Origin of the sequence: Ensifer sp. Root127 (assembly GCF_001425225.1) — a bacterium.
GTDB lineage: Bacteria > Pseudomonadota > Alphaproteobacteria > Rhizobiales > Rhizobiaceae > Ensifer > Ensifer canadensis.
Genome location: NZ_LMDX01000051.1, coordinates 32,314 through 46,622, shown reverse-complemented (window position 1 = coordinate 46,622; position 14,309 = coordinate 32,314). Strand labels below are relative to the sequence as shown.

At 62.4% G+C, this 14,309-nt stretch carries 10 protein-coding genes; 6 read left to right on the top strand and 4 right to left on the bottom strand.

Features of this window, described 5'->3' with window-relative positions; all coding sequences use genetic code 11:
- Position 1: 1 nt before the first annotated feature.
- On the top strand, positions 2-1,195 hold the full coding sequence (locus tag ASD03_RS31425) for a CaiB/BaiF CoA-transferase family protein (protein WP_057218059.1): 1,194 nt from the start codon (positions 2-4) through the stop codon (positions 1,193-1,195).
- Positions 1,196-1,254: 59 nt separating this feature from the next.
- Here the strand turns inward: ASD03_RS31425 and htpG are convergent, their stop codons facing one another.
- The 3 genes from htpG to ASD03_RS31410 form a co-directional block, all read right to left on the bottom strand.
- On the bottom strand, positions 1,255-3,144 hold the full coding sequence (gene htpG / locus ASD03_RS31420; RefSeq protein ID WP_057218057.1) for a molecular chaperone HtpG: 1,890 nt from the start codon (positions 3,142-3,144) through the stop codon (positions 1,255-1,257).
- Positions 3,145-3,322: 178 nt separating this feature from the next.
- Positions 3,323-4,798 (bottom strand): NAD-dependent succinate-semialdehyde dehydrogenase, encoded by a 1,476-nt coding sequence (locus tag ASD03_RS31415; protein ID WP_057218055.1) that lies wholly within the window; start codon positions 4,796-4,798, stop codon positions 3,323-3,325.
- 137 nt (positions 4,799-4,935) lie between these two features.
- Entirely contained in the window at positions 4,936-6,204 is a 1,269-nt protein-coding gene (locus ASD03_RS31410) for a 4-aminobutyrate--2-oxoglutarate transaminase (RefSeq protein WP_057211377.1), read from the bottom strand.
- A gap of 230 nt (positions 6,205-6,434) precedes the next feature.
- On the opposite strand from ASD03_RS31410, the gene ASD03_RS31405 reads away from it, so the two are divergent.
- From ASD03_RS31405 to ASD03_RS31385, 5 genes are all read left to right on the top strand, one after another.
- A complete protein-coding gene (locus ASD03_RS31405) occupies positions 6,435-7,247 on the top strand; it encodes a cupin domain-containing protein (protein WP_057218053.1) in 813 nt (270 codons plus the stop codon).
- Positions 7,248-7,568: 321 nt separating this feature from the next.
- On the top strand, positions 7,569-8,768 hold the full coding sequence (locus ASD03_RS31400; protein ID WP_057218051.1) for an acyltransferase: 1,200 nt from the start codon (positions 7,569-7,571) through the stop codon (positions 8,766-8,768).
- A 15-nt stretch (positions 8,769-8,783) separates the two neighbouring features.
- A complete protein-coding gene (locus ASD03_RS31395) occupies positions 8,784-9,887 on the top strand; it encodes a glycosyltransferase family A protein (protein ID WP_057218049.1) in 1,104 nt (367 codons plus the stop codon).
- Between the two features lie 64 nt (positions 9,888-9,951).
- Complete coding sequence (locus tag ASD03_RS31390; RefSeq protein ID WP_057218294.1) at positions 9,952-10,917, top strand: glycosyltransferase family A protein; 966 nt, start codon at positions 9,952-9,954, stop codon at positions 10,915-10,917.
- Positions 10,918-10,928: 11 nt separating this feature from the next.
- Entirely contained in the window at positions 10,929-12,722 is a 1,794-nt protein-coding gene (locus tag ASD03_RS31385) for an ABC transporter ATP-binding protein (protein WP_057218047.1), read from the top strand.
- Between the two features lie 189 nt (positions 12,723-12,911).
- Here the strand turns inward: ASD03_RS31385 and fba are convergent, their stop codons facing one another.
- The gene (gene fba, locus ASD03_RS31380) at positions 12,912-13,955 is read right to left on the bottom strand and encodes a class II fructose-bisphosphate aldolase (protein ID WP_053248972.1); all 1,044 of its coding nucleotides are present in this window, start codon (positions 13,953-13,955) and stop codon (positions 12,912-12,914) included.
- Between the last annotated feature and the right edge of the window lie 354 nt (positions 13,956-14,309).

Genomic DNA, 14,309 nt, shown 5'->3' with positions numbered 1-14,309 from the left:
CATGGAAGCGCCACTGAAGGGTATTCGCGTTCTTGAGCTGGCCCGCATTCTCGCCGGTCCCTGGATCGGCCAGACGCTCGCCGATCTCGGCGCCGACGTCATCAAGGTGGAGAGCCCGGCGGGTGACGACACCCGCACCTGGGGGCCCCCATTTGTCGCCGGCGAGGAGGGGGAGAAGCTCGACGCGGCCTATTTCCACGCCTGCAATCGCGGCAAGCGCTCGGTCGTGCTCGATTTCACGACCGAGGAAGGGCAGGAGGCGGTGCGGCGGCTGGTGGCACAATCCGATGTCCTGCTGGAAAACTTCAAGGTCGGCGGCCTCGAGAAATATGGTCTCGACTACGCGAGCCTGAAGAAGGTCAATCCACGCCTGATCTATTGCTCGGTCACGGGCTTCGGTCAGGATGGTCCCTATGCGCATCGCGCCGGCTACGACTATATCGTCCAGGGCATGAGCGGGATCATGGATCTGACCGGCGAGCCGGATCGTGAACCGCAGAAGATCGGCGTCGCTTTTGCCGATATCTTCACCGGGCTTTATGGCGTCATCGCCGTCCAGGCGGCATTGGCGCAGCGCGAGCGAACCGGTAAGGGCCAGCAGATCGACATGGCCTTGCTTGATTGCATGACCGGCGTGCTCGCCAATCAGGCGCTCAATTTTCTCGTCTCGGGAAAGGCGCCGCGCCGCCTTGGCAACGCCCACCCGAACATCGCACCCTACCAGGTGTTCCCGACGGCGGACGGGCACCTGATTGTCGCCGTCGGCAATGACCGCCAGTTCGTCAAGTTCTGCAACCTGCTTGGCCGCGGCGATCTGGCGACGGACGAGCGCTATCTGACCAATGCCTCCCGCGTCCAGAATCGCGAGAGCCTGACACCGGCGCTTAGCGCCGAAACGGCAAGGTACGAACGGGACGCGCTTTTGACATTGCTGGAAGAGGCAGGCGTGCCGGGCGGTCCGATCAACACGGTCGCCGACGTCTTTGCCGATCCGCAGGTCGTGCATCGGCAGATGCAGATCGACACGCCGCATTCCGGTGCGGCCGGTGGAACGTCGCCGGGCGTCCGTACGCCGATCCGTTTTTCCGATGCCTCGCTGGTGCTTGACCGCGGTGTTCCGCGTCTCGGCGAGCATACGGCGGAGGTGCTGGCGGAGATCGGCATGACGGCTGCGCCCGAAAAAGCGAAAGGGTGAGAGGGATTTCTCCCTCTCACCCTTTCATCGCTGCAATTACAGGTGCTTGAACCGGTGCGTTAAACCTTGAGCGCCCGGTTGAAGACGCGTGACAGGCGCTCGGCGAATGCGCGTGGATCCTGCGGCTTGTCGCCATCGAGGACGCGCGCCTGGTCGAGCAGAAGCTGAACGGCGTCAGTCCGAAACGCGCTGTCATCGGCCGGGCAGGCGGCGATTGCGGCAATCAGCGCATGGCCGGGATTGATCTCGAGGATCGGCTTTGCCGCTCCGTCGAGGCGGCCGGCGCCCTGCAGCATCTTTTCGAGCTGGCGGTCGGGGCCATTCTCGGGCGCGACCAGGCATACGGCGCTTTCCGTCAGGCGATCGGACGTGCGAACTTCCGACACGGCGTCCCCAAGCGTTTCCTTGGCGAAGGCGACGAAATCCGCCACCGCCTGGCTTGCCTCGGGTGCGCTGTCGGCACTGCCCTCCGGCTTTGCGACACTGCCCAGATCGGCCGAGCCCTGCGTGATCGACTTCATCGGCTTGCCTTCGAAGTCCGGTGCCGACGTCACCCAGAAGCTGTCAACCGGGTCGGTCAGCAACAGCACTTCGATGCCGCGTGCACGGAAGCCTTCAAGTTGCGGCGATGCCTTGAGCTGGGCCAGGTTGTCGCCCGTCAGGTAGTAGATCGCCGACTGGCCGTCCTTCATGTCCTTGACGTAGTCGGCAAGGCTGCGGTGACCGTCTTCCGAGGTGGTCGTGCGGAAGCGGGAAAGCGAGATCAGCTGGGCACGGCGTTCGAAGTCCTCGTAAATGCCTTCCTTGAGCACGCTGCCGAAGTTTTCCCAGATCTTGTCGAAGGCCTCGCGATCGCTCTCCGCCAGCTTTTCGATCGCCGTCAGCACGCGGTTGGTCAATCCCTTGCGGATGCTCGACAGCAGCGGGCTTTCCTGGATCATCTCGCGCGAGACGTTGAGCGGAAGGTCCGAGGTGTCGACCAGACCCCGCACGAAGCGCAGGTAACGCGGCAGCAATTCCGCCTCGTCGGTGATAAAGACGCGCTTGACGTAGAGCTTCATCCGGCCCTTGCGGTCCTGATCGAAGAGGTCGAAGGGCTTGGAGCCGGGCACGAAGGCAAGTGCCGTATATTCGTGCCGGCCCTCGGCGCGGAAATGCACCGTCAATGCCGGATCGTCGTACTGGCCCGAAACGCCCCGATAGAAGTCGGCGTAGTCTTCCTTGGAAATCTCGCTCTTCTGCTTGGTCCAGAGCGCCGTGCCGTCGCCGACGGAAACCGGTTCGGCACCGGGCTTTTCGACGATCGAGATCGGAACCGGAACGTGGCCGGACTGGTCCTTGACGATGCGCTCGACCGTCCAGCGCGAGGTGTAGGTCTTGGCATCTTCCATAAGATGCAGGGTGATGCGCGTGCCGCGTGCCGGTGCGTCAGCACGATCGGCGGCTGCGACCGTGTAGCTGCCCTTGCCGTCCGACGACCAGTGCCAGGCGTGGTCCGAACCGGCGCGGCGCGAGACGACGTCGACATTGTCGGCGACCATGAAGGCGGAGTAGAAGCCGACGCCGAACTGGCCGATGAGCTGCGCGCCTTCCTTGCCCTGTGCGGCTTCGATGCGCTCCATGAAGGCGCGCGTGCCTGAACGGGCGATGGTGCCGAGCGCCTCGACGAGTTCGTCGCGGCTCATGCCGATGCCATTGTCCTCGACGATGAGGCGGTTGTTTTCCTCATCGAGCGTCAGCTTGATGCTGGGGTTCGTATCGCCTGCCAGCAGTTCCGGCGAGACGATCGCCTCGTAACGCAACTTCTCGCAGGCGTCCGCGGCGTTCGAAATCAGTTCGCGGAGGAAGACGTTCTTGTCGGAATAGACCGAGTGCACCATGAGATGGAGCAGCCTGGCTACATCGGCTTCAAAGACATGTTTCTCGACGGACATTTCAGCTTCGCTCATCGCGGTGGCAACTCCTATGGTTCCTTGGTTCCTGCCCCAATTGGCAAGCCCGCCGATCAATTTCAAGTGCTGTTTATGACAGGCCGGGTACCGGCAGGCATTGCGCCCGCCGCAGTCCACAAACATTGCGATCAGCGGCGAGGCGAGAGGTTCAAGCAGTTCACGTGGAAGGCAACGCTCAGATGTTGCCCATGCAGAGATACTTCATCTCCAGATAGTCTTCGAGCCCGTGACGGGAGCCCTCGCGGCCGATGCCGGATTGCTTGATGCCGCCGAAGGGGGCGGCCTCCGAAGACATGCGGCCGGTGTTGATGCCGACCATGCCGTATTCGAGTGCCTCGGCCACATGCCAGACGCGCTTGAGGTTCTCGGCATAGAAGTAGGCGGCGAGGCCATAGATCGTATCATTTGCCTCGGCGATCACCTGTTCGGCGGTCTCGAAGCGGATGATCGGGGCAATCGGGCCGAATGTCTCTTCCTGGGCGATGCGCATGTCGGTCGAAATGCCGGTCAGCACCGTCGGTTCGAAGAAGGTTCCTGACGTGCCGAGGCGATGACCGCCGCTGCGCACCTCGGCGCCCTTGGACACGGCATCGGCGACATGGGCTTCGATCTTCTCGATCGCGTGCCGGTCGATCATCGGCCCGATCGTGACGCCGGCGGAAAAGCCGTCCCCGACCGAGAGTTCGGCCACGCGTGCGACGAATTTCTCGGCGAATGCGTCATGCACCGCCGATTGCACATAGATGCGGTTTGCCGAAACACAGGTCTGGCCGGCATTGCGGAACTTCGCCTGGACGGCGCCATCGACCGCCTCGTCGATATCGGCATCGTCGAAGACGATGAAGGGCGCGTTGCCGCCGAGTTCCAGGCTGACCTTCTTGATCTGGTCGGAGCACTGGCGCATCAGCAGGCGCCCGACTTCCGTCGAGCCGGTAAAGCTGATCTTGCGAACCTTGGGGTTACTGCAGAGTTCCCGCCCGATCGCAGCACCTTCCGAGGCGTAGAGCAGATTGACGACGCCGGCCGGGAAACCCGCCTTCTCGGCCAGGACGAACAGGGCTCCGGCAACGAGCGGCGTCTGTTCGGCAGGTTTCAGGACAATGGCGCAGCCGGCGGCGAGTGCTGGAGCGATCTTGCGGGCGACCATCGAGGCCGGGAAGTTCCACGGGGTAATCGTGCCGACTACGCCAACGGGTTGCTTGATGACCAGCATGCGGCGGTCATTGGCCGGAGCCGGAAAGGTCTCGCCGTAGATGCGCTTGGCTTCCTCGGCATACCATTCGACATAGGCGGCCGCGTGCAGCACTTCGCCTTTCGATTCTCCGACCGGCTTGCCCATTTCGGCGGTCAGGATGGCGGCGAGATCGTCGGCATGGGCGATGATCAGGTCGTGCCAACGTCGAAGCACGGCACTTCTATCCTTGGCGGGCTTTGCCGCCCAAAGGGTTTGCGCGGCGGCTGCCGCGTCGATCGCCGCACTCGCCTGTTCGATGCCCATATCCGGCAACGACGCCAGAAGCTCGCCGGTAGACGGATTGAAGACGTCGAAGGCCTCGCCCGTCCAGCTCCCGGCGAAATGCGCTATGCGGTCCAAGGCGGAAAACAGTTCGCCGTCGCGCAAGTGTTTGGTCAAAGCCGGCGTCAGGGTCATGATGGGCGTCCTCCAGCGATGCCTGTCGCACGCCGACCGACCCGCTTCCTGTTTGTTCTTGCGGGTGTCGTTCCTCCCGACACCCGGAGCCATTTCATCGGCCCGGACAACCGCGTTAGCGGTCGCCCGGCAAAGCGTCAACCGCGTGCTTCGAGGATCGATGCCTCAAGGATGTCGAGCGCCTCGGCAAAGACGTTGTCCTGGATGGTAATCGGCGCGAGGAAACGGATGACGTTGCCGTGCACGCCGCAGGTCAGCAGGATCAGACCCTTGTCGAGCGCAATCAGGCGCACCTTGTTGGCAAAGTCGGCGCTCGGCAGATTAGTCTTCACATCGTTGAATTCCACGGCGTTCATGAAGCCGGGGCCGCGGATGTCGACGATCTCGGGCGCCTGTTCGCGGATTGCGGCGAGGCGCTGCTTCAGACGACCGCCGAGCAGTTCGGCACGTTCGCAGAGGTTCTCTTCCGCGATGACGTCGAGTACGGCATGCGCGGCGGCGATGCCGAGCGGGTTGCCGCCATAGGTGCCGCCAAGGCCGCCCGGCGCCGGTGCGTCCATGATCTCGGCACGGCCGGTGACGGCAGCGAGCGGGAAGCCGCCGGCAAGGCTCTTTGCCATCGTCATCAGGTCGGGCGCGACCTCATGATGGTCCATGGCAAACATCTTGCCCGTCCGGGCAAAGCCGGTTTGAACTTCGTCGGCAATCAAGAGGATGCCGTGCTGGTCGCAGATTTCGCGCAGCGCCTTCATGAAGGTCGGCGGAGCCGGGTAGAAACCGCCTTCGCCCTGCACCGGCTCGATGATGATTGCGGCCACGCGACCCGGATCGACATCGGCGGCAAAGAGCTTCTTCAGCGCCGCCAGCGACTGGTCGACGGTGACGCCGTGCAGCTCGATCGGGAAGGGGGCGTGGAAGACGTCGCCCGGCATGGCGCCGAAGCCGACCTTGTACGGGACCACCTTGCCGGTGAGCGCCATGCCCATGAAGGTCCGGCCATGGAAGCCGCCGCCGAACGCGATCACGGCCTGGCGGCCAGTCGCCGCGCGGGCGATCTTCACTGCATTTTCAACGGCTTCCGCGCCGGTCGTGACGAAGATCGTCTTCTTGGCGAAGTCGCCGGGCGCAAGCGCATTGAGGCGTTCGGCGAGATGCACATAGGTCTCGTAGGGCACGACCTGATGGCAGGTGTGGGTGAAGCGATCGAGCTGCGCCTTGACGGCGGCGATCACCTTCGGGTGGCGGTGGCCGGTGTTGACGACTGCAATGCCCGAGGCAAAGTCGATGTAGCGGTTGCCTTCCTTGTCCCAGATTTCGGCGTTCTCCGCACGGTCGGCGTAGATCTGCGTGGTCATGCCGACGCCGCGGGAAATGGCAGCGTTCTTACGATCGGTGAGGCTAGTCATGGCGCGTGTCCTGTTGCTGGCGGAGGCAATATATTGCATTTTTTCTGCAAGATTGTCTGGGAAGTGGTACATCTTTCAAAATGGAATGCAAATCAAATTTGGTGATCGAGAGAACACCGGCGCTGATGACGCATTCTTGTAAAAGGTCATGCCCGGCAGGTAAGTTCGCCAACGCGCAGGCGCGGCGCAGATTCGCGCCGGCACCCGCGATCGAAACAGGGAAACAGAAAATGGGCGGCGTGCGCTACAAGGTTGCCGAGGCTGCACGGCTGGCGGGTGTATCCGCCTCGACGCTCCGATTGTGGGAAACCCAAGGACTGGTCGTGCCCGAGCGCTCACCGACGGGCCACCGGCAATACACCGAAGGCGATCTCGCCCGGCTGAAACGCATTTCCTGGTTCCGGGTCGAGCGCGGTCTCAATCCCGCGGCCATCAGGGAAGCGCTCGAAGCGGAAGCGGCCGGGGACGACGACGCGCCCGCACCGGGCGAAAGCGGTCTCGACAATCAGGTCGGTCGCAAGCTGCGCAGTCTGCGGCATGCCGCCGGCCAGACTCTCGAACAGGTCGCAGGCGACGTCGGCATTGCCGCTTCTGTCCTCTCGACGCTCGAGAGAACCTCGCAGGGCGTGTCTGTCGCTGTTCTGCACAACATCGCCGAATATTTCGGGTCGACGGTATCGAGCCTGTCGGGCGAAGAGGAGACCGATGGTCGAGCCGTTGTCCGTGCGGGAGAATGGCGCACCTGGCCGAAGACGACGCCCGGTGTCACCGTGCAGCTTTTGGCCGACGGTCGCAACCAGATGGATTGCCATCGCTTCGTGCTGGAGCCGGGTGCTTCGAGCGAAGGCGCCTATCGGCATGAAGGCGAGGAATTCGTCTATGTGCTTTCGGGGCGTGTCGAGTTCATTCTCGACAGCGATCAGTTTTACGACCTGAGCGCCGGCGATTCGCTCTACTTCGAAAGCAAACGCCGCCATGCGTGGACCAACCGGCATGACGGCGAAACGGTTCTTCTCTGGATCAACACGCCGCCCACGTTCTAACCCTCGGGCTGACTGGAGGACGCTCGTTTCTGAAACGAAACAAGCGCTTGCGGTGCGGTTCTGCAGCGGCGACCGAATTTGCAGGCGTGGCGTCAGCCGCCAGCCGCCGGTAAATGCGCGCGCTTGCCAATCAAGCGGTCAAAGTTTGGCCCTATTCGGCCCTAAGGTTTTGGGGGCCGCCCTCAACGCGTCTTGCGACCGACCGGACCCTTCGCGCTTCTTCGAAGCAAATGGCAACCTCGCGGCAAAAATCGTAGCTGACCACGGAGTTGGCTCCACAGGAAGTAGACCGCAGCGGTCGGAACTCCGAGGGGACGTTGAATGCTGACTATGCGCGACCGGCAACTGGACGGATTGAGAGCCGTTGCCGTTTTGATGGTGCTGTACGCGCATTTCTTTGCCGCCGATGATTCCCATTGGGGGCATCTCGGCGTGCGGATGTTCTTCGTGCTCAGCGGCTTTCTGATAACGCGGCTGCTCCTCGACGCGCGTTCCGCGGCTCAGTTCGAAGCAGCGACGACCCTCAGGTCGTTCTATATCCGCCGTGCCCTGCGCATCTTCCCACCCTATTTCGGCATGCTTGGCTTCGTGTGGCTGGTCAACCTGGAAGGCGCCAGGGAAGGCTGGGCATGGCACGCGCTTTATCTCTCGAACTTCTGGTACGCGCTCAAGGATGCGTGGACGCCGTGGGTGCTCTGCCACACCTGGAGCCTGAGCATTGAAGAACAATTCTACATCGTCTGGCCGCTCCTCATTCTGCTGACGCCGCGCCACTGGATCGGGCGGCTCTGCATCGGCGTCATCGCCTGTTCGCTGGCATACCGATTTTATTGGCCGCTCACGGGGGAGCCCTCGCTTGCACGAGACCTGCTGCCTCCGGCATCGATGGATGCGCTGGCGGCTGGTGCCCTCTTGGCTGTTCACCGATCGACGGCCACGGCCTGGCCGCGATGGATGACAGTCAGTTGGCTGCCGTTTTCCATATTATCCCTCGTGCTGCTTTGGGGTCGATCGATGCCGGTGGGGCCGGCACTTGATTGGATCGTTTGGATCGGTCTCGAAGTTTTGCCTCTCGTCTCGCTTGTAATGTTGGTCGGCACCGCTTCCGCCGGGTTTCGTGGCGATTTCGGCAGGTTGCTGGAACTCCCGCCGCTAACTGCGCTTGGGCGTGTCAGCTATGGCGTCTACCTGTTTCATCCGGTCGTGCTGGCGCTGGTCGTCAAGGCGCAGGGGTGGATACCGGTCAACGTTTCGGAACAGGGCGTTGGGCGCTTGGTCGTCGCAGGTGCCGCCACTCTGGTCGTGGCGGCGTTCTCCTGGCTGGCGTTAGAGAGGCCGCTCAACGGCTTGAAGCGGCACTTTCCCTATCTTCGTGCCAACGGTCGGCCAAGTGCACCATCCGCGAGTGCTGGAAGCACTGTCGACTGGTTTCAGGGGCGAGGGGACGAGCGGCCGCATCCGGCTTATCGTGCTGACGCCGCTGGCCGGGGAAACGCGCTTCAAGCCTCAGATCTGCAATAGTGTTCGAGATTGTTCATGACCGTTCCGTTGGTTTCCGTCCTGGTGCCCGTCTACAACGCCGAGTCCTATCTCGCCGCGGCGCTTGAGAGCATTCTGAGGCAGGACTACCAGCGGCTGGAGATCATCGCCATCGACGATGGTTCGCGTGATCGCTCACTGGAAATCATGCGGCGTTATCAAAAGGCCGATGACCGCGTCACTATCATCTCCCGCGAGAACCGCGGTTTGATCGCGAGCTTGAACGAAGGTCTCGCTCTGGCAAAGGGCGATCTCATCGCCCGGATGGATGCCGACGACATTTCCTATCCGTCACGGCTGTCGCGGCAGGTGTCGCTGTTCATGCAACAGCCGCAGCTCGCGCTGTGCGGCACCGGCATCGATACGCTCATCGGCGATCGTATCGTCCGCGGCACGCCCAATCCGATCTATCGGCCGGAGAACCTGAAGGCGCTGTCGATGTTCTTCACGATCTTCATGCACTCGACCGTCGTCTACAACAGGCATGTCATTCCGGAGGATATGCTCACATATGACGCGCTTTATGTGCATGCGGAGGATTTCGATCTCTTCCGGCGTGTCACCGACCGTTTTCCGGCGATGATGATCGACGAGGCCATGGTCGCCTATCGTATCCATGGCAACAGCGTGACGAACAAGCACAAGCGCCAAATGCGCCGTACCCACTTGAAGATTGTTGCTGAAAACCTCGAGCGCGAACGTCTTTGCGACAATCCCCAGGCGCTCAATGACATCGGCCTTGCCGTCACGGCCGAGACGATCGGAAATGCTGCGAACAGCATTCTGGCGCTCGAAGACAGGATTTCCGGGTACCCGAAGCAAGGCCGCGCCGGCTATGAGGAAGGCGCCTTGAACCTCTTCTATTTCCTCTACCAGCTTGTCAGCGACGAGCGGCGGCCGCAGCTCACCCATGAGTTCCTAACGCGGACGGACAAATGGGGGCTTATCCGGCGCCGGGAGCGATACGGCCTCATCGCAGGCGTTCATGCGCCCTGGTGCAGCAGCATGTCGCTGGCTGCGATGAGGCGCATGGATGCCCTGTCGCGATACCTGCAGTCGGTGCCGGCAGCGAACGTCCTTCCTCGTCATGGCCCGGTCTAATATGACAGTCGAACGCCCGGCATGGGCGGCAAATGGATGCGCGAACGCGACGGAGACGCCGTGGGTGCCGACGTCGGCCGCGCGCGAAGAGACCTTCGCAAGCTTCATCGTCTGCACGCGCAACCGCGTTGAGGCGCTCGATGCCTGTATCCGATCGATCGAGGCGGCGTGCCGCTCCCATGCCACAGTGCGATGCGAGCTTGTTGTGGTGGATAACGGCTCAACGGACGGCACACCCGATCGCATCAGCCGGATTGCGGCCGCGTCACCCATGGCGATCACGCATGCCGTCGAGACCCGACCGGGCCTGGCTGTCGCAAGAAATACCGCAATGGCACATGCACGCGGCAGGATCCTGATCTTCATTGATGATGACTGCGAAGTCGACGTCGGCTATCTGCGCGATCTGGAACACCACTGTGCAGGCGGCGGGGGCGGGGTCATCCGCGGCGGCCGTGTCGAGCTCGGCAACCCCGCCGACTTGCCATTCACCATCAAACGGTCGAACGTGCGCGAACGGCTGACGCATGAGGTTCATCCAGGCGGCTTCGTGCTGGGCTGCAACATGACAATGCATCGTGAGGTCGCATTGCGCGTCGGCCCCTTCGACGAACGGTTTGGCGCCGGTGCGCCGTTGCTGTCGGCAGAGGACACCGATTATCTCGTGCGCGCCGATCGACTTGGTATCCCCGTCGAATATGTCCCCGACATGGTCGTCTTCCATCATCACGGCCGTCGCGCACGGGCGGCAATCGAGACGCTTCATTGCAACTACAGCTTCGGCAATGGCGCGCTTTGCCTGAAGCACCTGCGCACCGCGCCGTGGCTGCTGCGGCATTTCTGTTGGACCGTCAGGTCGGCGTTCGGGGAAATCTTCGGTGGCGCCCGGTTCGACCCCGTCTTGCACCTATCGCACTGGCCGATCGTTTTCATGAACCTGCTCGGTGCCCTCAAGTTCGTGGGCCTGTTCGTCGCGGAGCGATCGCCAGGTCCGGCCGAGCAACGGGCCGAAGAGCAACTCCACCGCTGAGGACGGTCGCCATGTTCAGAATCTTCTTGCCGGGCCTGCAGCTATTGCGCGATGCGCTCGGCGGACAAATGCGTCTGCTTCCGGCCGTGGTGATTCTCGGCCTTTGCAGCGCAGCACTCGAGGGCGTCGGTATCGGCCTCATCATCCCCATGCTGGGCATCATTGCCGGCGATCAGGATCCAGCGGCATTGAACGGCGTCTCCTCGCTGTTCCAACAGGTCGGGTCGGGGCTGGACGACGGCGAGCGGCTGATTGTCATCGCAGGCGCGGCTTTTGCCTTGATCGCGCTCAAGAACGTCATCGCCTTTGCCAACACCGTGCTCGCGACCTTCATCAACGGCAAGGCAGGACACTCGATCCGCAGCGCCCTGTCGGGTCAGCTCCTGCGGGTCGGCTATCCCTTTTTCATGAAGGAGAATCCGGGGCGCCTGCTCAACATCATTTCAAATGAGTCCTGGCGGGCCTCCGATGCAATCCAGACCGTCCTTGCGGCGATCGTGAATGGCTCGGCCGCCGTCATTCTCCTGGCATTCCTCCTACTTCTGTCCTGGCAGATGACGCTGTTCGTGGCGCTCGGCCTCGTTCTCGTCCAGCTCGTGCACTACGTCCTGTCTGCAACCCTCAAGGGGCCGAGCCGAGAAGTCACCTCCTTTAACAGCGAGCTTGCGGCTCGAATGCTCCATCTTGTTCATGCCGGTCGTTTGATACGGATATTCGGCCAGGAGGCGCGGGAGAAGGCCGTGTTCGATACGGCGTCGGATGCGGTCAGACGCGCCGGGTTCTCGCTACAGGCCCGTCAGGGCGTGCTGCCGCCACTCACCGAGACGCTCCACTCCGCCCTCTTCCTGGCTGTTGTTGTCGCCGCCTGGTCTGTCGGCGTCAGCTTTCCCGTCATCGTTGCCTTCGTGGTCCTGCTCTATCGATTGCAGCCGCACGTGCGTGCGCTGCAATTGTCCTGGAGCCAGATCCAGGGCTGGAGCGGCTCATTGGAGGAGGTGCGGTGGCTGTTGGACGCATCCGACAAGCCAAAGCCACCCGAGGGGAGGGAGCCATTCGATTGTCTGCGACAGCAGCTGAGATTTGATCGGGTGACCTTCCGATATCCGAGTTCTGGCTCGCGTGCCGTGGTGCTGCATGCCGCGACATTCAATATCCGTGGCGGCCGCTCGACGGCGGTCATCGGCCGGTCCGGTGCCGGGAAAACCACGATCGTCAATCTGTTATGCCGCTTCGTCGAACCGGACGAGGGGCAGATCCTCGTCGATGGTATCCCCCTGAACCGGATAGACCCGGTTCAGTGGCGGAACCAGATCGCGCTCGCCAGCCAGGACCTGGAATTGGTGGATGGTACGATCCTGGAGAACATCACCTATGGCCGGGAGGCGACGACCGCAGAAGTGGAGCACGCGGCCAGGATGGCCGAAGCACACGGCTTCATCGAAAGCCTGCCGCAGGGTTATCAAACCGTCGTCGGATACAGAGGCGCCAGCCTCTCGGCGGGGCAGCGGCAGCGGGTTGCCCTGGCCAGAGCCCTCGTGCGCGACCCCGAGATCCTGATCCTGGACGAAGCCACCAACGCGGTCGACGGCCTGTCCGAAGCGGCCATCGTCGAGACGCTGAAATCGAGGGCCGGGCACCGCACGACCATCGTCATCAGTCATCACCGCAGCACGATTTCATTTTGCGACGAGGTCGTCATCCTCGGCGGTGGCCGGGTGAAAAGCCAGACGCCTTTCGCTGACGTGGCCACCTTGAGCATGGATCAGCTTTACGAGCACGAAGCGGCGGGCGAGCGCCGCGCCTGAATGAGCGCTGGGGCCGAGTGAGTACTTGGATATCGCTGGTCGCCGAACCAGCCATCGCGATCGAAACGAAATCGGCGCGCGGCCGCTTGATCACGGGCCGCGCGCCGACTGTTGTCTGTCGCCAAGCGCTCGAACAGGCCACCCCCGTTCCCGTCGTTCCATTGGGAAGAGGGGCGGCCGGTTCGCGGATCAGGCGGCTGCGTAGCGCTTTGCCATCTCCGGCAAGCGCAGGGTGCGGATCTTCGATGCCTTGCCGGCGGTGCGGAAGGCTTCGAAACGCTCCCTGCAAACTTCGGTCATGAGAGCCGTTGCTGGCTTTAGGTAGGTGCGCGGGTCGAAATTCTCCGGGTTTTCAGCGAAGTTCTTGCGGATCGTTCCGGTCATGGCCAGACGCAGGTCGGTGTCGATGTTGACCTTGCGCACGCCGAGCGGGATCGCCTTCTGGATTTCCGACACCGGAACGCCCCAGGTCGGCTTCATCTTGCCGCCATAGGTGTTGAACAGGTCCTGCAGATCCTTCGGAACCGAGGACGAGCCGTGCATGACGAGGTGGGTGTTCGGCAGGCGCTTGTTGATCTTTGCGATCGTCTCGATCGACAGGATCTCGCCATCCGGCTCGCGGGTGAACTTGTAGGCGCCATGGCTCGTGCCGATGGCAACGGCCAGCGCATCGACGCCGGTCTTGGTGACGAAGTCGAAGGCCTGTTCCGGATCGGTGAGCAGCTCCTCGCGCGACAGCTTGCCTTCGAAGCCGTGGCCGTCTTCCTTGTCGCCAGCGCCGGTTTCCAGGTTGCCGAGGCAGCCAAGTTCGCCTTCAACGGAAACGCCGGCCGCATGGGCGATCTTCACGACTTCGGCGGTGACCGCGACATTGTATTCATAGCTGGCGACGGTCTTGCCGTCCTTTTCCAGCGAACCGTCCATCATGACGGAGGTGAAGCCGTTGGTGATCGCCGAAATGCAGGTCGACGGCTGGTCGCCGTGATCGAGATGCAGACAAACGGGAATGTGCGGATATTCTTCCGCCGCACCAAGGATGAGATGGCGCAGGAACGCATCGCCCGCATAGGAGCGAGCACCGCGGCTTGCCTGCAGGATGACGGGGGAATCAGTGGCGTCAGCAGCGCGCATGACGGCCTGAATGTATTCGAGATTGTTCACATTGAACGCCGGCAGCGCGTAGTCGTTCTCCGCCGCATGGTCGAGCAGTTGCCGCAATGTGATCAATGCCATTCGATATCTCCCTTTAGTGTTTCGGCACAGCCTTGTGCGCCACGAAAAATGGTCCGGCGTAGTGCCGCACGTGCTTGCATCGACGCAAAGTCGATGGCCGGATTGTCGTGCGACGTGGCAACGCGTGCGAAATGGTCGCGCCCACCGAAGTCTGGCGCACAATAGTTCATCAAAGTGGTTTGGCAACGGTCAAGAGGCAGCCTGCGAGGGGCACCGAAGCCGCTTCAATCGATTTTACTGTGGACTGGATGCAACACAGCGGATCTAACCGTTTCGCTTTCTAGTGGTGCGCCACGGACGAGCGGGTCGGGGAAGGTCAATACCACTTTTCCGCGTGCTGATGGCGGGTTGCAC